We start from the raw sequence: 21,321 nt of genomic DNA, 5'->3' as shown, positions 1-21,321 counted from the left end.
AAATCTCCTTAGCCGCGCGTTTTTCCGCCCGCAATGTTAGTGGTTACTCCGGTAATATAGCTGGCGCGTTCTGACAGAAGATAACAAACAAAATCAGCAACTTCGCTCAGGCGTCCCGAACGGCCAATAGGAATTGAGTTTTTGGTATAGCCCTCGCGCAACTGCTCGACGGTGATGTTGCGGGTCCAGGCCAGCGCTTCTTCATACTCGGGGGTGCGCAGTCCGGTTTTTTCCAGAATGCCAGGTGCAATTCCGACTACACGAATACCGTGTTTGCCCAATTCCTTTGACCAGGAACGGGTAAAGCTATTCAGTGCGGCTTTGGTGGCGGCATAGCAACTTTGACCCTCTGAGCCTTCCAGTCCGCTTTCGGAAGAGACATTCACAATTACGCCGTCATGCTGTTTCACCATCTGGCGTGCCACTGCTTGCGACATTAAGAACACACCTTTCTGGTTGATGTTGACCATTTTTTCAAAAGCAGCTTCGTTGAGTTCATATTGTCCGGCGGGTGCTTTTTCATCGACAAGCAGGCGTGGGAAATTAACCCCTGCATTATTCACCAGTCCGTCAATACGTCCGTAGCGTTGAATAATTTCAGCAACAGTATGATTAACTTCTTTGGCGCTGGAAATATCCGTTGGCCAGAAGTGATATCCGCTATGGCCTTCATATTTACCTTCTCCGCCATGAATATCTGCCATTTGCACATTAGCGCCTTGTGCTAATAATTCTTCGACAATGGCCAGGCCAATTCCGGATGCGCCACCGGTAACAATAATGACTTTATCTTGCAGATTTAACCACGTTTTCATAATAGACTCCCAATTTCAGATAAGGTGATCCCTCATAAAATTAATTACGTCAGGATCAATTTGAATATATTTATTTCAACAATAATTCAGCAGTATGGCTGTTAGTGACTAAACCGTTAATATAATTTCCGCGTAAAGCACCGAGAATACCGCTCAGTTTTTCTTCCCCCATGGCGATGCCGATGGAGTAACGCGCCTGCTTTAATTTATTGGTTTCGATGGAGAGCGTCTTTTCACTCATATTGGTCTCTACCGTCACACCGTTGATATCATAAAAGCGTGAACAAATGTCCCCGGCAACCTGACGGGCATGCAGGTCATCACTCTCTTCGCTGCCGTAAAATGCATGCCAGTTAGCACCATCTCGTATCGCCGGGGAACCAATTCCCACCAGCGCGACATCCAGATTATCCCAGTAGGCGGAAATCGATTTAAAATGTTGTGACTGCATAATCCCGTTACGGATCAGCGGATTTTCCAGAAGCGCCGGGAAATCTGCCAGGTGCGATTCGCCCTTGAGCTTTGCCGCTGCGCTGTAAGTCAGCGTGTTGACGTGGTAGCGACTTTCAAGTTTGCCGGACGGCCCGCCGATGATAGGCACGCAGATAAGCTGACGTGACTGGCTGGCGGGGGATAATCCTTCAACCAGTCCCCTTACCGCGCGCCCCCATGAGAAACCGATAATATCGCCAGGTTCCAGCAAGCGTTCCAGTAACTGCGCGCCGTGCACGCCCATCATCTTGAGCTGTTCATCTTCCTGTTCGCTATCGCAGGAGACCACGACCGCTTCTTTCAGGCCAAATTTCTGTTTTAGCTGCTGTTCCAGCCACAGGTTCTCGTTGTAGTCGTAATTAATGGCGATGGTGACGATGCCCTGCTCGCGACCACGCTTTAGCAAGCGGCTGATCGTGGTGCGATAGATTCCCAGCTCCCGGGCGATTTGCGCTTGTGTCATATCCTGTTCGTAATAAAGCTGCGCTATTTTTACGATCAGGCGGATATCATCGCTGTTTTCCGTCGCCATCTTTGGGCTCCTGCACATTTGTGCAAATCACGAAATTGACTTCTTGATCTGATATAACCCCATCCGTTCCACATCTCAAAGCTATTTTCACTTATTTCATCGCCATGAACTGGCTGATTATGTTGCACATTTGATGTGCTGATAGCGCGTTGCTGGCACAAATGTGCTTGTTGCTGTAATGCGTTGATTCTGTTTATTTTCGCCCAACAAAATTGCAGGCGCGGATTGCTGACACTTTTGTGTAGAAAGGTGTGATTGATCACATATAGCGCTTGGGCATTCGAACACGATTATTTTTTATCGCCCGCAAGGTAGGGTATATTTCTCTGCCAAAGGAGAACTTATGCTGCCCGACTCATCCATCCGATTAAATAAATACATCAGTGAAAGCGGAATCTGCTCGCGTCGCGAGGCGGATCGCTTTATCGAACAAGGGAATGTCTTCATTAATGGCAAACGCGCCACCATTGGCGATCAGGTGATGCCTGGCGACGTCGTCAAAGTGAATGGTCGGTTGATTGAGCCGCGTGAAGCGGAAGATCTGGTTTTTATCGCGCTGAATAAGCCGGTGGGGATCGTGAGCACTACCGAAGACAGCGAACGCGACAACATTGTTGATTTTGTGAACCACAGTAAGCGCGTGTTCCCGATTGGCCGCCTGGATAAAGACTCTCAGGGGCTGATTTTTCTGACCAACCATGGCGACCTGGTCAATAAGATCCTGCGTGCCGGTAACGATCACGAAAAAGAGTATCTGGTGACGGTAGATAAACCGGTCACGGACGAGTTCATTCGTGGAATGGGGGCTGGTGTGCCTATTCTTGGCACTGTCACCAAAAAATGTAAGGTCCGGAAAGAGGCGCCGTTTGTTTTTCGCATCACGCTTGTTCAGGGGCTAAATCGCCAGATCCGTCGTATGTGCGAACACTTTAGCTATGAAGTCACGAAGCTTGAACGTACGCGTATCATGAACGTCGGTCTGTCCGGCTTACCGCTGGGGGAATGGCGTGATCTGACGGATGATGAGCTGATCGAACTGTTCAAATTGATTGAAAACTCTTCTTCAGAAGCGAAACCGAAGGCGAAAGCGAAGCCAAAAACGGCAGGTATTAAGCGCCCGGTCGTGAAGATCGAAAAATCCGCTGAGAAAGAGAAAGCGCGCCCGGCTGCAAACGGTAAACGTTTTACCTCGCCGGGGCGTAAGAAGAAAGGACGTTAACGTCTGCCGCGCGTTGGCGTATTCGCTGACCAGGAAAACGATGCTTCCGCATCTGGTTTATAAGCCTGCTTTTTCTTCAACTGGCGGGCTTTTTTTGCCTCTGCTTCGCGCTGAACCATCAGCTTATCGATGTATTCCTTCTTAATACTGTTGGTCTCTGCGTTGGTCAGCAGGCGGCCATGTGCAATGCGGGCGCGGTCAAGCAGCGTTTTCAGCTCACGCTGTTCGCGCTCGGTCATCTCTTTTTGGGTAATGCGGGGGAGTGCCATACGGTTGCCCTCAGTTAGCCTGTTAGCTCAGTGTACGGTAATCTCGGGCTGTCTGATAGCATATAGGCCGGGTAAGCTTGCGCCTCCCGGCACTTTTTTAGTTTTCCTTCACCGCCTGATGGTGTTTCTCATCAATTGGTTTACCGGACCAGTAGCCTGCCAGCAGTGAGCCGGAAAGGTTATGCCAGACAGAGAACAGTGCGCCTGGAAGCGCGGCCAGCGGGCCGAAGTAGATTTTTCCCAGCGCGGCAGCAAGTCCTGAGTTCTGCATTCCCACCTCGATCGCCAGCGTGCGGCAAGTGGATTCATCGAAGCCAAACAGTTTTCCGCCCCAGTAACCACCGAGCAGACCGATAGTGTTGTGCAAAATCACGGCGATAATCACCACAAAGCCGACGGATGCGATGTGTGACGCGGAACCCGCCACGACTGCGCTGATGATCGCCAGAATGCACACCATTGAGAAAGCAGGTAGATACGGTTCCACGGCTTTGACTACCCGTGGGAACAGATGGTGAATGACCAGGCCCAGAGCAATTGGGATTACGACAATTTGTAGAATGCTGAGCAGCATTCCCATCACATCCACCTGAATATGCGCATCGACATACAGTCGTGTCAGCAGCGGGGTGGCGACGACGCCTACCAGCGTTGAAACAGATGAAATAGTGACAGACAGCGCCACGTCACCCTTTGCCAGGTAGATCATTACATTGGATGCAGTGCCGCTGGCGACACTACCGACCAGTACCATGCCAGCGGACAGTTCCGGTGGCATATGGAAAGCCAGTGCCAGAATCCAGGCCGCGAGCGGCATCACCAGATAGTGCAGGAAAATACCTGCGGCGACCGGTGCAGGACGTGAGAGTACGCGCTTAAAGTCATCAACTTTAAGATGTACGCCCATCCCGAGCATAATCAGCATTAACAGCGTGGTGACCCATGGGCCAACAGGGGTAAAGGTGGATGGCGTATAATACGCGATAACAGAGAGTAGCAGCGCCCATAACGGGAACAGCCGGGTGAGAGTGGCGAGCATGTTGTTTTCCTTGCACTTTACTCGTCATATTTCAGGCAACAGCGATGTCGCTGTCACCAGAATTATTAAGAGTCGGTTGTGTTTGCTTGTTATAAACAGGCCGGGATCGAGCCCGACCATAGCTATTGTTTATCGCGTGCAGGAATTTTATTCAAACAAATTATGTTCATGTTCCGCTGCGGACACTCTCCCAGTTCAACCCAAAACGGGCCAGATATTTTCGCAGGCGGTCTGCATCGTTAGGATTGGTTTTCTTCTGGCGGGATACGGCAAACAGCTCGCGTCCAGCTTCGGACAATGATGCGCTGCGGCGGCAAACGTCGAGGACCGTTTCTAACTGACGCTTATCAAACAGGTCGATCTCCATATTGATTTCAGGCTGCGAGGTCGTTAGCTGCCAGCTCTCCTGTAACAGCACAATCTCTTCTTTGACAAGAGATAACGTGATGCGCCCCTGTTCGGCCAGTGTCGCCATTCGGGCAACGGATGAACTCAGTTCGCGAAAATTGCCGCGCCATTGCGCCTGTGATGAACAGGCAAACGCCAGATAACGTTCTCGTGCCTCTTTGTCGAAACGGATCTGCATCTGTTTCTTATCGGAAAAACGCTGTAGTTCATACTCTACATTCGGTGCGATATCTTCCCGTCGCTGTGCCAGACCCGGCAGGGCAAAGCGCCACATATTAATACGCGCATAGAGATCCTCGCGGAAACGTCCCTCGGCTACCCATTGCTGCATATCACGATGTGTCCCCGCAATCAGCTGGAAATCACTGTAAACCTCTTTATCCGAGCCAAACGGGAAAAAGGTTTTTTCTTCAATGGCTTTTAACAGCATGGCCTGCTCATCCAGCCCCAGTTCGGCTATTTCATCAAGAAACAACACGCCGCCATCGGCTTCCCGTAATAGCCCTGTACGTGGAGTGAGTGCGCCCGTAAATGCCCCTTTTACATGACCAAACAGCGTGGACATCGCGTTGTCGCCGCGCAGGGTGGCGCAGTTTACCGCCACCAGTTTGCCTGCCACCAGATGGCGCGACTGCCGTAACTGAAAAATACGTTTTGCCAGGAAGGATTTACCCGCGCCGGTAGGACCCGTGAGCAAAATTGGATCGGTAGATCGCAACGCAACGCGCTCAATGCGGTCAATCAGTTTGTTAAACGTAGCGTTACGCGTATCTATCCCTGCTTTCAGAAAGGAGACGGACTGCTGTTGCTCGCGCAGGAAACGGCTGGTCAGCGTGGCATAACGGCTTAAATCCAGATCGATAACCGAGCAGACGCCGGCGGTGACAGCGTCTTCTGATGAGCCTTTGGGGGCTGGACTGGTTTGCAGCAGGCTGGCGGGTAGGTAGCGGGCTTCCGTCAGCAGGAACCAGCAGATCTGCGCCACATGTGTCCCGGTAGTGATGTGTACCAGATACTCTTCGTTTTCAGTATCAAAGGGGTAATGGGTCGCGAAGTCGAGAAATGCGGCATAGACCTCCTCAAAATCCCACGGATCGTTAATCGTCACTACATGTGCGCGCACCTCGGTGTGCGGGAAAGTTGCGTAACGTCTTTGATTAGCCTTTGCGCCACGCTCTCATCGCGCGGCTGGTGGAGCAGTTCCAGTCTGTCGATGGGAAAATCAGTCTGCAGACAGAGGCCCACTGTGGGTCGCCATCTCTTAAAGCGGCTCGCCCGCTTGCCGCGATCGTCCAGCACCGTTCCAAGAACACCAATCACCACCCGACGTTTTTTCATGGTTTATCCAGATAGATAAGTTTAGATATTAAAAGATAAGAAATATCGATGAGCGCGGCAACCACCTGTATGAAGATTGAAAATTAAAATCATATAAATCAATAAAATAAAAAATAATCATGGCAATTTATCTTTCTGGCATGCTTCTGGCAATAACCCCTTCGTCAATAACGCTGAAAGCGCAGGGGGTTAAACCCCGCCGGCACGTCAGGAACGGCTGATGCTGTTTTCCGGGAGTGTTCCGTCAGTCGATGACTCAAAACGGGTTCGATTCCCAATTTCATCCTCCAAATGAAAACTGGTTGTTAATCATATAAATAAAAACGGGTTTCGCGTAGTAAGCGGACCCAAAACAGGCTGCCGGTAACGATGCCGTGTGGCAGGCAAAAGGGAATTCCCCTGTCGCTTCGCCTCTGCACCCGCGCCTGGTTCACTCATTAAGGAATAAAAAATGGCTAAGAAAATCACAATTAAAAAAGGTCAGTTAGGTCTTTTATCCCGTAAGGGGGATTACTATCAGGTGCTGGAAACAGGCGAACACCGTTTGCCGTGGCTTAACCCACCGGAAGTGCTGATCGTTAACATGGATGGTAGTGAAGTGCCCGAAGCGTTGGCGGAGTATCTGCGCCGCTTCCAGTCATCATGGGTTGATCAGTATTGCCTTGCGGCTGATTTAACCGATACCGAAGCGGCAGCGCTGTATGCCAACGGTATTCTGCAAGAAATTTTGCCGCCCTCGACACGCCGTTTGTACTGGCGGGCTGACGACGCGCTGCAGCTGGTACGCATGGATACGCGTCAGGTTCTGGTGCCAACAGAGGTTATGAATGCGGTGTTACAACCGCGATGCAATGGTGCGGTAAAGGGACGCGAAGCGATCTTAACGGTACAGATTCCGGCGTGGCACGTTGGTGTGCTGAAAATTGACGGTGAAACGCAGGCATTGTTATCGCCAGGTCTGACCGCGTACTGGAAAGTGAATCATCTGGTTGAAGCCGAAGTGGTTGATACCCGCTTGCAGGTACTGGAAGTTGGCGGGCAGGAGATCCTGACCAAAGATAAGGTCAACCTGCGTCTGAATATGGCCGCTAACTGGCGCTATAGCGACGTATTACAGGCTTTTGGTCAGCTCACCAAACCGGTGGATCATCTCTATCGCGAACTGCAGTTTGCGCTGCGTGAAGCGGTGGGTACTCGAACTCTGGATGAACTGCTGGAAGATAAGCAGATTATCGACGAAATCGTGAGTACGCAGGTGAAGAGCCGTATGACGCCGTTTGGTATCGAGGTCGCTTCGTTGGGCGTAAAAGATATTGTGCTGCCGGGAGATATGAAGGCCATATTGTCCCAACTGGTTGAAGCTGAGAAATCGGCGCAGGCTAACGTGATTCGTCGTCGGGAAGAGACTGCTGCGACGCGTTCGCTGTTGAATACGGCGAAAGTTATGGAAAACAACCCGGTTGCATTGCGTTTAAAAGAGCTGGAAACCCTCGAAAGAGTGGCTGAGCGTATCGATAAAATCTCGGTATTCGGTGGACTGGACCAGGTTCTGCACGGTCTGGTGAATATAAAAGGACAGGAACTATAAACGTTAACGGAGTGTACGGCCCGATGATGTTTACACCTGTCGGGCCGTGCACCCATACCGTAAGCCGGATAAGACGATTCACCGCCATCCGGTCTACGGACGTTGTCACTCAAACAGATTATGGTGCAGCTTCTGCACAACCTGCTCAGCTTCAGTACCGGGAACGAGGAAGCACAGGTTATGGCTGGATGCACCATAGCAAATCATGCGAATGTTGAACGGCTCCAGCACGCCAAACACCTCTTTACCCACGCCACAGGCTTTAGACAGGTCGTTACCAATCAGCGCCACCAGCGCGAGACCTTCTTCTACTTCTACCCGGCACAGTGCAGACAGTTCCATGAGCAGAGTCTGTGTCAGCAACGTATCTCCGGTGGAAGTGGAACCTGTGGTGTCCAGGGTTAGCGCCACGCTGACTTCTGAGGTGGTAATCAAATCCACCGAGATATTATGACGTGCCAGAATGCCGAACACTTCCGCTAAAAATCCACGAGAGTGCAGCATATTCAGGCTATGCAGCGTGAGCAGCGTTTGCTTACGACGCAGCGCCAGTGCGCGAAATAGCGGTGGATTCTGGGTTTTATTACACACCAGCGTGCCGCCCGCTTTTGGATCTTTGCTGGAGCCAACAAACACCGGAATATCGCTACGTACGGCGGGTAACAGGGTCGCCGGATGCAACACTTTCGCGCCGAAGGTTGCCATCTCAGCAGCCTCTTCAAAGGCGATTTCATCAATACGTTTAGCGGCTGGAACTACGCGTGGATCGGTTGTGTAGATGCCGGGAACATCGGTCCAGATATCAACGCGCGTTGCGTGCAACGCTTCTGCCAGCAAGGCTGCCGTATAGTCGCTGCCGCCACGTCCCAGCGTGGTGGTGCGGCCTTTGCTTTCGCTACCGATAAAACCCTGGGTAATAACCAGACCTTCATCCAGACGCGGGGCCAGCTGTAGCGTCGCCAGTTCAGCCAGCGCCGAAACATCCGGCTCTGCGCGGCCAAAACGATCGTTGGTTCGCATCACTTTGCGCACATCAAACCACTGCGCCTGCACGTTACGCTCACGCAGGATCTCGACAAACAGCAGGGTAGACATCAGTTCACCGTGGCTGACCAGTTCGTCAGTCAGTGCGGTTGAGGTGGCCAGTGAAGCGGCTTCTGCCAGCGTGGTGATGTTTTCCAGCAGGCGTTCTATCTCTTCGCGGATCACGTTCGGATAGCGCAGGCGTTCCAGGATATCGAACTGAATTTGACGAATGGAATCGAGCTTCTCGAAGCGTTCGGTTGGCTCCAGTCCTTCTGCCAGTGCGACCAGCAGATTGGTAATGCCCGCCGAAGCGGAAAGTACCACTAAACGGACGTTAGCATCGGAAAGTACCACATCCGCGCTGCGATTCATGGCGTCAAAATCCGCCACGCTGGTACCGCCAAACTTGGAGACAACTAGATTTGTCATAACGACCTCGTGTCAGGGAATGAAAAAAGCGACCATGGCACAAAGGCAGAACGGAAACCGGTGCAGGCGCAAATGCAAATACCGTATTTATAAATAAAATGTGTAGCCTGTACTGTCAACGCTGGGATTATGCGGATTTTTCATGCTGCGTTAGCGATGAGTAACAGCGCTTATAACAGCTATACTTTTGCTGCTTTTCATCCTCGATTCATACAGGCCAGTGCAATGGCATTAAAACAATCACACTTTTCTGTGACTGGCGTTACAATCGATCTCAGTCACAATTCTCAAAATCAGAAGAGTATTGCTAATGAAAAACATCAATCCAACGCAGACCTCAGCCTGGCAGGCACTACAAAAACACTTTGAAGAGATGAAAGACGTTACAATCGCGGACCTGTTCGCGAAAGATAGCGATCGCTTCACTAAATTTTCCGCGACGTTTGACGATCTGATGCTGGTGGATTTCTCCAAAAACCGCATCACTGAAGAGACGTTGGCCAAACTGCAGGATCTGGCGAAAGAGACCGATCTCGCAGGTGCTATCAAATCCATGTTCTCCGGTGAAAAGATCAACCGCACCGAGGACCGTGCGGTGCTGCACGTAGCGCTGCGCAACCGTAGCAATACGCCAATCATTGTTGACGGCAAAGATGTGATGCCGGAAGTGAACGCGGTGCTGGAGAAGATGAAATCCTTTTCTGAAGCGATTATCTCCGGCAGTTGGAAAGGCTACACTGGTAAGGCAATCACTGATGTGGTGAACATTGGTATCGGCGGCTCTGACCTTGGCCCGTTCATGGTGACCGAAGCGCTGCGTCCGTACAAAAATCACCTGAATATGCACTTTGTGTCTAACGTTGACGGCACGCATATTGCCGAAGTGCTGAAGAAAGTGAACCCGGAAACCACGCTGTTCCTGGTCGCGTCTAAAACCTTCACTACTCAGGAAACCATGACCAACGCCCACAGCGCGCGCGACTGGTTCCTGGCGACCGCAGGCGACAACAAGCACGTTGCCAAACACTTCGCGGCACTGTCCACCAACGGCAAAGCGGTTGGCGAGTTCGGTATTGATACCGCCAACATGTTCGAGTTCTGGGACTGGGTCGGTGGACGCTATTCCCTGTGGTCAGCAATCGGCCTGTCTATCATCCTGTCCGTGGGCTACGACAATTTCGTTGAGCTGCTGTCCGGTGCGCACGCAATGGATAAGCATTTCTCCACCACGCCTGCAGAGAAAAACCTGCCGGTGCTGTTGGCGCTGATCGGTATCTGGTACAACAATTTCTTTGGTGCTGAAACCGAAGCGATCCTGCCGTATGACCAGTATATGCACCGTTTCGCGGCCTACTTTCAGCAGGGCAATATGGAATCCAACGGTAAATACGTTGACCGTAACGGCAACGCGGTGGATTACCAGACTGGCCCAATCATCTGGGGTGAGCCGGGCACTAACGGTCAGCACGCGTTCTATCAGTTGATTCATCAGGGCACCAAAATGGTTCCTTGTGACTTTATCGCTCCGGCGATTACCCACAACCCGCTGTCGGATCACCATCCGAAGCTGCTGTCTAACTTCTTCGCTCAGACTGAAGCGCTGGCGTTTGGTAAATCTCGCGAAGTGGTTGAGCAGGAATATCGTGACCAGGGTAAAGATCCGGCTCAGCTCGAGCACGTTGTGCCGTTTAAAGTGTTTGAAGGCAACCGTCCGACTAACTCCATTCTGCTGCGTGAAATTACCCCGTTCAGTCTGGGTGCGCTGATTGCACTGTATGAGCATAAAATCTTTACTCAGGGCGCAATCCTCAACATCTTCACCTTCGACCAGTGGGGCGTGGAGCTGGGCAAACAACTGGCAAACCGCATTCTGCCAGAGCTGAACGATGATAAAGAAATCAACAGCCACGACTGCTCGACTAACGGTTTGATTAACCGTTATAAGTCCTGGCGTTAATCTGCGTCTTCCTTTGAACCGCAGCAATAATGAAATTAAAAAGCCGATATTATTATCGGCTTTTTTTATAAGATAATTCCCTTTCTCTTGAACCTTATGTGAAAATTTAATTGAGCTTAATCCTAAAATAATTTTATTACTTTAATTTTTGCTCGATGATTTTCAGAGTTTACGGATATTGTATTTTTATATAATTATTTTAACCAACTGATTTATATTTGTTTTCATATTAAAAGTTATCATTAGTACGTTCTTTTTTCTAATTATCCTAAATTCCCGCGTGCCGTAATTCGCATACTTCGGTTGTGTATACTCGATCTCGCCCGAAATTCTTTTGGGTAAATCTCCATTCATACAATGAAGGGAATTTGTGATGAAAAAAGTTCTGTATGGCCTTTTGGCTATATCTGCGCTTGCGGCGACTTCTGTCCATGCCGCCCCCGTCCAGGTGGGGGAGGCTGCAGGGTCAGCTGCCGCGTCGGTTTCGGCAGGAAGTTCCTCCGCAACCAGCGTGAGCACCGTAAGTTCTGCGGTGGGGGTCGCCCTGGCGGCAACCGGTGGTGGAGATGGCTCTAATACCGGAACCACAACCACCACGACCACCAGTACCCAGTAATCGCGGTACGTTTAACCATAACCACACTTCGGTGTGGTTATTTTGGATTGCCGTAAGCCTGCGGGACTTATCGGCCTGCCGGGTAAGCATAGCGCCACCCGGCAATAATGCGGAGAAGCGTCGTGAAGCGACCAGAGCTCATATTGGTTTGCCTGTTACTGCAGGCGTGTTCTGCCTCAACTGAGGGGCTGGGACATTCGCTGTGGAATAGCGTGTTCGGTACACCTGGCGTACAGATGACGGACGATGATATCCAAAACATGCCCTATGCCAGCCAGTATATGCAGCTCAATGACGGCCCTCAGCTGTTTGTGGTGCTCGCTTTCGCAGAAAACGACCAGCAGAAATGGGTGACGCAGGATCAGGCCGTTCTCGTGACACAGCACGGACGTCTGGTGAAAACATGGCTCGGCGGAGACAACCTGATCGAGGTGAATAATCTGGCGGCAGACCCGCTTATCAAGCCAAACCAGATCGTCGACGGTGTCACCTGGAGCCGTACGATGGGCTGGACCGAGCATAAGCAGGTGCGCTACGCCACCGCCCGCTCGGTCTTCAAATGGGATGGCACTGACAGTATCAGGGTTGCCAGCGATGAAACCTCGGTTCGCGTGCTGGATGAAGAGGTGACGACCGATCAGGCCCGTTGGCATAACCGCTACTGGATCGATAGCGACGGGCTGATTCGTCAGTCGAAACAGTACCTGGGCGCAAATTACTTCCCGGTGAAAACCACGCTGATTAAGGCGGCAAAATCATGATGAAACGGACTATTACAGCGCTCCTCGTCAGCCTGAGCGTGTCATCTGTTTTTGCAGCAGGCACTGTCAAAGTGATGACGACAGGCAACACGGAGGCGAAAACGCTGGCCGATGTGGAGCACCTGATCGATCTGGTGGGACAACCGAAACTGGCAAATAGCTGGTGGCCAGCGGCGATCATCAGCGAAGAACAGGCGACCATTACAGCGCAGCGCCAACAACAGGTGCTGTTAGGACGTTTAGCGGCGCTGAGTTCAGAGGAAAGTGGTGACGCCGCTGCCGCCATCAACACGTTACATCAGCAAGTGCAGGTGCTGAAGGTTACCGGCAGACAGCGGATTAATCTCGATCCGGACGTTGTGCGGGTAAGTGACGGCGGTAACCCGCCATTACAGGGCAACTACACGCTTTGGGTCGGGCCAGAGCCAACAGAAATTACGTTGTTTGGGCTGGTAAGTCGCCCGGGGAAGCAACCGTTTGTGGCCGGGCGTGATGTTGCCAGCTATCTCGATGGGCAAAGTTTGCTCAGTGGTGCCGATCGCAGTTATGCGTGGGTGGTCTATCCCGACGGACGTACACAGAAAGCGCCAGTCGCTTACTGGAACAAACGCCACGTAGAGCTGATGCCCGGCAGCACCCTTTTTGTCGGACTCGCCGATGCCGTCTGGAGTACAGCCCCGGATGAAATCAATGCCGACATCCTTCGCACTCTGACCCAGCGGATACCCGAATGATGAGAAAAACTTATCTGCTCAGCTTATTGGCGCTGGGTGTAAGCGTGGCGTGCCACGGTGAAACTTTCCCGGCGCCTGCTGGCCCTTCTCAGTCAGACTTTGGCGGCGTGGGGCTGCTGCAAACCCCGACCGCACGGATGGCGCGTGAAGGGGAAATGAGCCTCAACTATCGTGATAACGATCAGTACCGCTACTACTCCGCGTCTGTGCAGCTTTTTCCCTGGCTGGAAACCACGCTGCGCTACACCGATGTGCGTACTAAAAAATACAGCAGTGTTGAGTCGTTTTCTGGCGATCAAACATACAAGGATAAGGCTTTCGACCTCAAATTACGGCTGTGGGAAGAGAGTTACTGGATGCCGCAGGTGGCGGTTGGTGCGCGGGATATCGGCGGGACTGGCCTGTTTGATGCGGAATACATTGTGGCGAATAAAGCCTGGGGTCCTTTTGATTTCTCGCTCGGCCTTGGCTGGGGATATCTGGGAACCAGCGGCAATGTGAGTAATCCGCTGTGTTCGTACAGCGATAAATTCTGTTATCGCGATAACAGCTATAAACAGGCCGGATCTATCGATGGCAGCCAGATGTTCCACGGTCCGGCATCGTTGTTTGGCGGCGTGGAATACCAGACACCCTGGCAGCCATTGCGTCTGAAACTGGAGTATGAAGGGAACAATTACCAGCAGGATTTTGCGGGTAAGCTGGAGCAGAAGAGTAAGTTTAACGTCGGCGCCATTTACCGCGTCACCGATTGGGCCGACGTTAACCTCAGCTACGAACGCGGCAATACCTTTATGTTTGGGGTCACGTTGCGTACCAACTTCAACGATCTGCGGCCCAGCTATAACGACAATGCCCGACCGAAATATCAGCCGCAGCCGCAGGATGCCATCCTGCAACATTCGGTAGTGGCGAATCAGTTAACGTTGCTGAAATACAACGCCGGGCTGGCGGATCCGAAGATTCAGGTGAAGGGCGAGACACTTTACGTCACCGGCGAACAGGTGAAGTACCGTGACTCTCGTGAAGGGATCGAACGAGCGAATCGGATCGTGATGAACGATCTTCCGGAAGGGATCCGCACGATCCGCGTAACAGAAAATCGCTTGAATTTACCGCAGGTGACGACCGAAACGGATGTATCAAGCCTGAAGAACCATCTGCAAGGGGAACCGTTGGGACATGAAACTTCGCTGGTGCAAAACCGCGTCGAACCCGTTGTTCCACAAACTGTCGAGCAGGGCTGGTATATCGATAAGTCACGCTTCGATTTTCATATCGATCCGGTGCTTAATCAGTCGGTTGGCGGCCCGGAAAACTTCTATATGTATCAGTTGGGTGTTATGGGGACGGCGGATCTGTGGGTCACGGATCACCTGCTCACTACTGGCAGTCTGTTTGCCAATCTTGCCAATAACTACGACAAGTTTAATTACACTAATCCGCCGCAGGATTCGCATTTGCCGCGGGTTCGTACCCACGTACGTGACTATGTGCAGAACGACGTGTATGTGAATAATCTCCAGGCTAACTACTTCCAGTCTCTTGGTCATGGGTTTTACGGACAGGTTTACGGCGGCTATCTGGAGACCATGTACGGCGGCGCGGGGGCTGAAGTGCTGTACCGCCCGCTGGATGGTAATTGGGCGTTTGGTATTGACGCCAACTACGTGAAACAACGTGACTGGCGCAGTGCGCAGGACATGATGAAATTCACCGACTACAGCGTGAAGACCGGGCATCTGACGGCCTACTGGAATCCTTCGTTCGCCCAGGATGTGCTGGTGAAAGCCAGTGTCGGGCAGTATCTGGCTGGAGATAAAGGTGGGACGCTGGAGATTACTAAACGCTTCGACAGCGGTGTCGTGGTGGGCGGCTATGCGACCATCACCGATGCATCACCAGATGAGTACGGGGAAGGGGATTTTACCAAAGGCGTGTATGTTTCTGTGCCGCTGGATCTCTTCTCCACCGGCCCAACCCGCAGTCGTGCGGCGATCGGCTGGACACCGTTGACGCGTGACGGAGGCCAGCAGCTTGGACGTAAGTTTGGTCTGTACGATATGACCAGCGACAGGAGTGAGAAATTTCGCTGATGTGAGCGTTGTTTGCCCGGTGGCGCTACGCGCATCGGGCAAGCAGCAGGCCAGATAAGGTGCTTACGATCCCTGAATAAAAAATAAACAAAAAATATAGATCTCTGTCACATTTTTGCGTTATACAGGAACTTCGCCACAGAGTAAGAGGTGCTGTTATGACGTCACTATCTCGTCCACGTGTTGAGTTTATCTCCACGATTTTACAGACCGTCCTGAATCTAGGACTGCTCAGTCTGGGCCTGATTCTGGTCGTATTTCTTGGGAAAGAGACGCTGCATCTGGCAGACGTTCTGTTCGCGCCGGAACAAACCAGCAAGTATGAGCTGGTGGAAGGGCTGGTGGTGTATTTTCTCTACTTTGAATTTATCGCACTGATTGTGAAGTACTTTCAGTCAGGTTTTCACTTTCCACTACGCTACTTTGTCTATATCGGGATCACTGCGATTGTGCGCCTGATCATTGTCGATCATAAAGCGCCAATGGATGTATTGATCTATTCTGCGGCGATCTTGTTGTTGGTGATTACGCTGTGGCTGTGTAATTCCAAGCGGCTGAAGCGAGAGTAAAAAAATGGCGCTCCGTAGAGCGCCGAAAAACAGTCACAGGTTGGGATAACATAAGTTGAGGGTTGCAGTGGCATTGCACTGCCCGTTGCCGGGCAGGTACTTCGATGAAACTTAGCCTTTCACACCACCCGCCGTCAGACCGTTGACCAGCCAGCGCTGTGCCAGCAGGAAAACCAGGGTGATCGGAATGGCGGAAAGAACGGCGGCGGCGGCAAAGTCGCCCCACAAATAGTTCTGTGGATTGAGGTACTGCTGCATACCTACCGCCAGGGTGTAGCTGTTCACATCACGCAGTAGCAGTGAAGCGACCGGAACTTCAGTAATTGCGGCGATAAACGACAGAATAAACACCACCGCCAGAATCGGTACCGAAAGTGGTAATAGCACCAGACGGAATGCCTGCCATGGTGTTGCGCCATCCAGCGCCGCCGCTTCTTCCAGCGAACCATCAATCGTTTCAAAATAGCCTTTAATCGTCCATACATGCAGGGCGATACCGCCGAGGTAAGCGAAGATCACGCCACCGTGAGTGTTCAGACCGATAAAAGGAATGTACTGTCCGAGGCGGTCAAACAAGGCATACAACGCCACCAGTGACAGAACCGCCGGGAACATCTGGAAAATTAGCATCCCTTTCAGCAACGTGGCTTTACCCGGAAAGCGCATACGGGCAAAGGCGTAGGCGCAGGTAGTGGAGAGTGCCACGATGCCGATGGCGGTAATTCCGGCGATTTTCACTGAGTTCCACAGCCACAACAGAACCGGGAAGGGAGGCGGTGTGACACGGCCGTCAGCATGTTCAACGCTGAAACCCAATGCCAGCCGCCAGTGTTCCCAGGATATATTTTCCGGGATCAGGCTCCCGGTAGCAAAGTTACCTTCGCGCAATGAAATCGCGATAACCATCAGCAGCGGGAACATAATTGCCGCGATGAAAATCAGCAAGCCTAAGTGCGTCGCGAAGAGGCGCATTTTTTGAGATTTGGGTTGGACCATAGCCATGTTCAATGCCCTCCTTAGTCAAACTTCATTCGTGTGGCTTTCAGGTTCACTATCGCCAGTACACCTACCAGCAGGAAGATCAGCGTCGCAATCGCTGCTGCCAGACCGAAGTCCTGACCGCCGCCGCCTTCAAAGGCGATACGATAGGTGTAACTTACGAGCAGGTCGGTATAGCCTGCTGGCGTGGTGGTACCAAGACGGTCCGGGCCACCGTTAGTCAACAGTTGGATCAGCACGAAGTTGTTAAAGTTAAAGGCAAAACTGGCGATCATCAGCGGCGTCAGCGGCTTAATCAGCAGCGGCAACGTAATCTTAAAGAAGTTCTGGAACGGGCCCGCGCCATCCATCGCAGAAGCCTCATACAGATCGTCAGGAATCGCCTTCAGCAGACCCATGCACAGGATCATCATGTACGGATAGCCCAGCCAGGTGTTGACGATAATAATCATCGAACGCGCGGTGGTTGGGTCACTGAACCAGGCCGGTTTGATGCCAAACAGTGCGCTTAGCATCATGTTGATTTCACCGAAGCTCTGGTTGAACAGCCCTTTGAAAATCAGAATCGAGATAAACGACGGTACGGCATAAGGCAGAATCAACAGTACGCGGTAAATCGCTTTACCTTTTAGTGATTCCCATTGCACCAGGCAAGCCAGAACCATACCCACGGCAACGGTCAGGATCACGGTCAGGACCGAGAAAACGACTGTCCAGACAAAGATAGCGAAGAACGGTTTCTGGATCCCTTCATCGGTAAATACGCGGGTGAAGTTCTCCCAGCCGATGGTGACGGTATAGCCGGGACTGAGTTTTTCAGTGCCCCAGTTCCCGTCAGCCGTGACCGACTGGTAATAACCGATATCGTTGTTTGCACGGTATTTTACGCCGCTCTGGTTGTTGGTGAGCGTCCCGTCATCCGCCAGGGAGTAGAGTGGCTGCGTGCCAGAGAACTGACGCAGTGAGCTCATAATCACTTTGCTTTCATCAGGCAGTATAGCCGTCAGTTGAGTCAGCGCCTGGCGATTTTGCGTGATGATGCGCAGCGTCGCGCGTTCACCTGTTGGCAGCGTATCGGTTTCTTTCAGTTGCAGTTTTTGCTCGCCGCCAAATTTAAAGGCATCGGAGACATAGTTCTTACCCGTCTCTCCATCGGTGAGGGCCAGTTGCCACTCCGTGCCCGCTGGATACAGACCAAAGTTGTAGGTTTTACCCGCCTGATAAGAACGGTCCATCAGGACTTGCTGGGCGCGTTCAAAGGTCAGTTGGTTGGTACTGCTGTAGTTGGTAAAGGCAATGGCAATGGTGCAAATGAGCGGAAACAGAACAAACAGCCCCATGCCAGCAACACCAGGATAAACATAGCGCCAGGCATAAGTTTTACGGTTAGCAAAAATATACAGACCAGCAGAGCTTAAAATCAGCGTCATGATGGCAAAAAGGTACTCCCCCTGGGCGTACATCAAAACAACAAGGTAACCCACCAGCAGACCAAGCAGACCTATCACTGACCATTTCAGCGTGTCGCTTTGCCACCAGTATTTCTTTTTAATGACATCCATGGGGATCTTCCTCAACAACGGTGAAACTTCCTGGCCGGAGATGTGCCGGATGGCGGCATAAATGCCTTATCAGGCCTACAATCCTCCGTAGGCCTGATAAGCGAAGCGCCATCAGGCACATCGACAGCACTACTTGGTGATACGACCTTGCGCGTCTTTCAGTGCTGCATCGACAGTCTGACGGCCACTGGCGGCGTTGATTACAGCGGTACGAACGGCATACCAGAATGCAGACATCTGCGGAATGTTCGGCATGATTTCGCCTTTCTGGGCGTTATCCATGGTGGCAGCAATACGCGGATCTTTCGCTAATTGCTCCTGGAAGGATTTCAGCGCAACGGCGCCCAGCGGTTTGTCCTTGTTCACTTCATCCAGACCCTGATCGGTCAGCAGGTAGTTTTCGAGGAACTCTTTTGCCAGTTCTTTGTTCGGACTGGCGGCGTTAATACCGGCACTGAGTACACCAACAAACGGTTTAGAGGCTTTGCCTTTGAAGGTTGGCAGCAGCGTTACGCCGTAGTTAATTTTGCTCTTGTCGATGTTCGACCATGCCCACGGACCGTTAATCGTCATTGCCGTTTCACCTTTGTTAAAGGCCGCTTCGGCGATGGAGTAGTCGGTATCCGCGTTCATGTGTTTGTTCTTGATGAGGTCAACCAGGAAGGTCAGACCCGCTTTCGCGCCAGCGCTGTCTACGCCAACGTCTTTGACGTCGTATTTGCCGTTTTCAAATTTGAATGCGTAACCGCCGTCGGCAGCAATCAGCGGCCAGGTGAAGTACGGCTCTTGCAGGTTGAACATCAGGGCGGATTTACCTTTCGCCTTCAGCTCTTTATCCAGCGCAGGGATCTCTTCCCAGGTTTTCGGCGCTTGAGGAACGAGGTCTTTGTTGTAAATCAGAGACAGCGCTTCAACGGCGATTGGGTAGGCGATCAGTTTGCCGTTATAACGCACTGCATCCCAGGTGAACGGATAGAGCTTGTCCTGGAACGCTTTGTCTGGGGTGATCTCAGCCAGCAGACCAGATTGTGCGTAGCCACCAAAGCGGTCATGCGCCCAGAAGATAATGTCCGGGCCGTCGCCGGTCGCTGCAACCTGCGGGAATTTTTCTTCCAGTTTGTCCGGATGCTCAATAGTGACTTTGATGCCGGTGTCTTTCTCGAATTTTTTACCCACTTCAGCGAGGCCGTTATAGCCTTTATCGCCGTTGATCCAGATAACCAGCTTACCTTCTTCAATCTTGGCGAGAGCCGAGGCGGAAAACATCATCGTCGTCAGTGCGGACAATGCGAGGATGCGTGCGCCAGTTTTGATTTTCATAGTTCCCATCCTGTTTGGTGATTTTTCAGAGGTGGCTTAACGGTTACTAGTTTCTTTATACGACAACCTCTTTCCATCCTCCTTACCCCTACGCCCCACCCATTCTTTATGTGATCTGTGTTGCATAAATGTGAGTAATGCGTGCTGGCGCACATAAAAACCCACTGATTTTTGCAGGCGCCATCACGAAATTCCTCCACGGAGTACAGCCAGGGTCTCAGACACTGCTCTCTCATCCTCCCGCCTCCTCCCCCATAAAAAAGCTGGGGGGTGGAGGATTCCCGCCATTAATGAATAACGCATAGTCAGTCCATCATGAATGTTGCTGTCGATGACAGGTTGTAACGAAGGGAGAAGGGCATGGCGAGCGTACAGTTGCGAAATGTAACGAAAGCCTGGGGTGACGTGGTGGTATCGAAAGATATCAATCTCGACATTCACGAAGGGGAGTTCGTGGTGTTTGTCGGACCGTCAGGCTGCGGTAAGTCGACTTTGCTGCGTATGATCGCCGGGCTTGAGACTATCACCAGTGGAGATCTGTATATCGGGGAAACCCGAATGAACGATATCCCGCCCGCCGAACGCGGTGTGGGAATGGTCTTCCAGTCCTATGCGCTCTATCCCCATTTATCCGTCGCAGAAAACATGTCGTTTGGTCTCAAGCTGGCGGGTGCCAAAAAAGAGGTAATGAATCAGCGCGTTAATCAGGTGGCTGAAGTTCTGCAACTGGCACACCTGCTGGAGCGTAAACCAAAAGCGCTTTCTGGTGGACAGCGTCAGCGTGTGGCGATTGGTCGTACGCTGGTGGCAGAGCCGCGCGTATTCCTGCTTGACGAACCGCTTTCCAACCTTGATGCCGCGCTGCGCGTGCAGATGCGTATAGAAATCTCCCGCCTGCATAAACGTCTTGGCCGCACGATGATTTACGTCACCCACGACCAGGTCGAAGCGATGACCCTGGCAGACAAAATTGTGGTGCTGGATGCTGGTCGCGTTGCTCAGGTGGGCAAACCACTGGAGCTGTATCACTACCCGGCTGACCGCTTTGTCGCGGGCTTTATTGGTTCGCCGAAGATGAACTTTCTGCCGGTGAAAGTCACGGGGACGGCAATCGATCAGGTCCAGGTAGAGTTGCCTAACCGCCAGCAAATCTGGCTACCGGTCGATAGCGCACACGTTCAGGTTGGCGCCAACATGTCTTTAGGTATTCGCCCGGAACATCTGCTGCCCAGCGAAATTGCTGATGTCACTCTCGAGGGTGAAGTACAGGTCGTCGAGCAGCTTGGTCACGAAACACAAATTCATATCCAGATCCCCGCCATCCGTCAAAACCTGGTTTACCGCCAGAACGACGTGGTGTTGGTAGAAGAGGGTGCCACATTCGCTATCGGTCTGCCGCCAGAGCGTTGCCATCTGTTCCGTGAGGATGGCACTGCATGTCGTCGGTTGCACCAAGAGCCGGGCGTTTAAGGTCCCCATAAAAAAAACGAAACGCAAAGCCATTCGAGGCTGCATCGAGGCTGCAAGTGAATGAATCCCGGGAGCGTACAAA

At 51.9% G+C, this 21,321-nt stretch carries 17 protein-coding genes and 2 pseudogenes; 9 read left to right on the top strand and 10 right to left on the bottom strand.

What is annotated here, in order from left to right:
* Positions 1-8: 8 nt before the first annotated feature.
* Together SK36_RS19450 and SK36_RS19445 are read right to left on the bottom strand one after the other, a co-directional pair.
* Positions 9-815 (bottom strand): SDR family oxidoreductase, encoded by an 807-nt coding sequence (locus SK36_RS19450; protein WP_045438454.1) that lies wholly within the window; start codon positions 813-815, stop codon positions 9-11.
* A 70-nt stretch (positions 816-885) separates the two neighbouring features.
* Positions 886-1,839: a sugar-binding transcriptional regulator gene (locus SK36_RS19445; RefSeq protein ID WP_048222483.1), complete on the bottom strand. Its 954-nt coding sequence runs from the start codon at positions 1,837-1,839 to the stop codon at positions 886-888.
* A 343-nt stretch (positions 1,840-2,182) separates the two neighbouring features.
* Here SK36_RS19445 and rluF point away from each other — a divergent pair, with 343 nt between their 5' ends.
* Positions 2,183-3,058: a 23S rRNA pseudouridine(2604) synthase RluF gene (rluF, locus tag SK36_RS19440; RefSeq protein ID WP_048222480.1), complete on the top strand. Its 876-nt coding sequence runs from the start codon at positions 2,183-2,185 to the stop codon at positions 3,056-3,058.
* Here the strand turns inward: rluF and SK36_RS19435 are convergent.
* From SK36_RS19435 to rtcR, 3 genes and pseudogenes are all read right to left on the bottom strand, one after another.
* Entirely contained in the window at positions 3,055-3,327 is a 273-nt protein-coding gene (locus tag SK36_RS19435; RefSeq protein ID WP_045438461.1) for a YjbD family protein, read from the bottom strand. The genes rluF and SK36_RS19435 overlap by 4 nt on opposite strands.
* Positions 3,328-3,424: 97 nt before the next feature.
* Positions 3,425-4,366, bottom strand: a complete 942-nt coding sequence (gene panS, locus SK36_RS19430; protein ID WP_048222477.1) for a ketopantoate/pantoate/pantothenate transporter PanS — start codon at positions 4,364-4,366, stop codon at positions 3,425-3,427.
* A 166-nt stretch (positions 4,367-4,532) separates the two neighbouring features.
* Positions 4,533-6,112 (bottom strand): annotated as a pseudogene (rtcR, locus tag SK36_RS19425) (RNA repair transcriptional activator RtcR).
* Positions 6,113-6,563: 451 nt separating this feature from the next.
* Between rtcR and SK36_RS19420 the strand changes: the two are divergent.
* The gene (locus tag SK36_RS19420) at positions 6,564-7,700 is read left to right on the top strand and encodes a slipin family protein (RefSeq protein ID WP_048222474.1); all 1,137 of its coding nucleotides are present in this window, start codon (positions 6,564-6,566) and stop codon (positions 7,698-7,700) included.
* 105 nt (positions 7,701-7,805) lie between these two features.
* Here SK36_RS19420 and lysC read toward each other — a convergent pair whose 3' ends face one another.
* Positions 7,806-9,155, bottom strand: a complete 1,350-nt coding sequence (gene lysC, locus SK36_RS19415; protein WP_048222471.1) for a lysine-sensitive aspartokinase 3 — start codon at positions 9,153-9,155, stop codon at positions 7,806-7,808.
* A 310-nt stretch (positions 9,156-9,465) separates the two neighbouring features.
* Here lysC and pgi point away from each other — a divergent pair, with 310 nt between their 5' ends.
* From pgi to psiE, 6 genes are all read left to right on the top strand, one after another.
* Positions 9,466-11,112: a glucose-6-phosphate isomerase gene (pgi, locus tag SK36_RS19410; RefSeq protein ID WP_045438468.1), complete on the top strand. Its 1,647-nt coding sequence runs from the start codon at positions 9,466-9,468 to the stop codon at positions 11,110-11,112.
* 373 nt (positions 11,113-11,485) lie between these two features.
* On the top strand, positions 11,486-11,728 hold the full coding sequence (yjbE, locus tag SK36_RS24030) for an exopolysaccharide production protein YjbE (RefSeq protein WP_045438470.1): 243 nt from the start codon (positions 11,486-11,488) through the stop codon (positions 11,726-11,728).
* A gap of 122 nt (positions 11,729-11,850) precedes the next feature.
* Positions 11,851-12,489 (top strand): YjbF family lipoprotein, encoded by a 639-nt coding sequence (locus SK36_RS19400; protein ID WP_048222465.1) that lies wholly within the window; start codon positions 11,851-11,853, stop codon positions 12,487-12,489.
* Positions 12,486-13,223 carry a capsule biosynthesis GfcC family protein gene (locus SK36_RS19395; protein ID WP_048222463.1) on the top strand — a complete coding sequence of 246 codons (738 nt, stop codon included), beginning with the start codon at positions 12,486-12,488 and terminating at the stop codon, positions 13,221-13,223. The genes SK36_RS19400 and SK36_RS19395 overlap by 4 nt, the downstream gene beginning before the upstream one ends.
* Positions 13,223-15,319 carry a YjbH domain-containing protein gene (locus tag SK36_RS19390; RefSeq protein ID WP_048222815.1) on the top strand — a complete coding sequence of 699 codons (2,097 nt, stop codon included), beginning with the start codon at positions 13,223-13,225 and terminating at the stop codon, positions 15,317-15,319. Before SK36_RS19395 ends, SK36_RS19390 begins: the two co-directional genes overlap by 1 nt.
* A gap of 158 nt (positions 15,320-15,477) precedes the next feature.
* The gene (gene psiE / locus SK36_RS19385; protein ID WP_003031674.1) at positions 15,478-15,888 is read left to right on the top strand and encodes a phosphate-starvation-inducible protein PsiE; all 411 of its coding nucleotides are present in this window, start codon (positions 15,478-15,480) and stop codon (positions 15,886-15,888) included.
* 111 nt (positions 15,889-15,999) lie between these two features.
* On the opposite strand, the gene malG is transcribed toward psiE, so the two are convergent.
* The 4 genes and pseudogenes from malG to malE form a co-directional block, all read right to left on the bottom strand.
* Entirely contained in the window at positions 16,000-16,890 is an 891-nt protein-coding gene (malG, locus tag SK36_RS19380) for a maltose ABC transporter permease MalG (RefSeq protein ID WP_045438481.1), read from the bottom strand.
* 14 nt (positions 16,891-16,904) lie between these two features.
* Positions 16,905-18,449, bottom strand: a complete 1,545-nt coding sequence (gene malF, locus SK36_RS19375; protein WP_045438484.1) for a maltose ABC transporter permease MalF — start codon at positions 18,447-18,449, stop codon at positions 16,905-16,907.
* A gap of 44 nt (positions 18,450-18,493) precedes the next feature.
* Positions 18,494-18,568, bottom strand: a pseudogene (locus tag SK36_RS25295) (hypothetical protein); the annotation flags it as partial.
* Positions 18,569-18,578: 10 nt separating this feature from the next.
* On the bottom strand, positions 18,579-19,769 hold the full coding sequence (gene malE, locus SK36_RS19370) for a maltose/maltodextrin ABC transporter substrate-binding protein MalE (protein ID WP_045438487.1): 1,191 nt from the start codon (positions 19,767-19,769) through the stop codon (positions 18,579-18,581).
* Positions 19,770-20,129: 360 nt separating this feature from the next.
* Here malE and malK point away from each other — a divergent pair, with 360 nt between their 5' ends.
* A complete protein-coding gene (gene malK, locus SK36_RS19360) occupies positions 20,130-21,239 on the top strand; it encodes a maltose/maltodextrin ABC transporter ATP-binding protein MalK (protein ID WP_045438493.1) in 1,110 nt (369 codons plus the stop codon).
* Positions 21,240-21,321: the final 82 nt, after the last annotated feature.

The sequence above is a fragment of the Citrobacter sp. MGH106 genome (genome assembly GCF_001037495.1).
GTDB classification, from domain to species: Bacteria; Pseudomonadota; Gammaproteobacteria; order Enterobacterales; family Enterobacteriaceae; genus Citrobacter; species Citrobacter murliniae.
Note: the sequence above shows the minus strand (reverse complement) of the source record. Positions and strands in the feature narration are given on the sequence as shown.

Excerpts from the sequence above, each read along its gene's own strand:
- yjbE (WP_045438470.1), top strand. The coding sequence starts at position 11,486 with ATGAAAAAAGTTCTGTATGGCCTTTTGGCTATATCTGCGCTTGCGGCG.
- SK36_RS19395 (WP_048222463.1), top strand. The coding sequence starts at position 12,486 with ATGATGAAACGGACTATTACAGCGCTCCTCGTCAGCCTGAGCGTGTCA.
- malF (WP_045438484.1), bottom strand. The coding sequence starts at position 18,449 with ATGGATGTCATTAAAAAGAAATACTGGTGGCAAAGCGACACGCTGAAA.
- pgi (WP_045438468.1), top strand. The coding sequence starts at position 9,466 with ATGAAAAACATCAATCCAACGCAGACCTCAGCCTGGCAGGCACTACAA.
- malE (WP_045438487.1), bottom strand. The coding sequence starts at position 19,769 with ATGAAAATCAAAACTGGCGCACGCATCCTCGCATTGTCCGCACTGACG.
- malG (WP_045438481.1), bottom strand. The coding sequence starts at position 16,890 with ATGGCTATGGTCCAACCCAAATCTCAAAAAATGCGCCTCTTCGCGACG.
- panS (WP_048222477.1), bottom strand. The coding sequence starts at position 4,366 with ATGCTCGCCACTCTCACCCGGCTGTTCCCGTTATGGGCGCTGCTACTC.
- SK36_RS19445 (WP_048222483.1), bottom strand. The coding sequence starts at position 1,839 with ATGGCGACGGAAAACAGCGATGATATCCGCCTGATCGTAAAAATAGCG.
- lysC (WP_048222471.1), bottom strand. The coding sequence starts at position 9,155 with ATGACAAATCTAGTTGTCTCCAAGTTTGGCGGTACCAGCGTGGCGGAT.
- SK36_RS19450 (WP_045438454.1), bottom strand. The coding sequence starts at position 815 with ATGAAAACGTGGTTAAATCTGCAAGATAAAGTCATTATTGTTACCGGT.
- SK36_RS19390 (WP_048222815.1), top strand. The coding sequence starts at position 13,223 with ATGAGAAAAACTTATCTGCTCAGCTTATTGGCGCTGGGTGTAAGCGTG.
- psiE (WP_003031674.1), top strand. The coding sequence starts at position 15,478 with ATGACGTCACTATCTCGTCCACGTGTTGAGTTTATCTCCACGATTTTA.
- rluF (WP_048222480.1), top strand. The coding sequence starts at position 2,183 with ATGCTGCCCGACTCATCCATCCGATTAAATAAATACATCAGTGAAAGC.
- SK36_RS19435 (WP_045438461.1), bottom strand. The coding sequence starts at position 3,327 with ATGGCACTCCCCCGCATTACCCAAAAAGAGATGACCGAGCGCGAACAG.
- SK36_RS19420 (WP_048222474.1), top strand. The coding sequence starts at position 6,564 with ATGGCTAAGAAAATCACAATTAAAAAAGGTCAGTTAGGTCTTTTATCC.
- malK (WP_045438493.1), top strand. The coding sequence starts at position 20,130 with ATGGCGAGCGTACAGTTGCGAAATGTAACGAAAGCCTGGGGTGACGTG.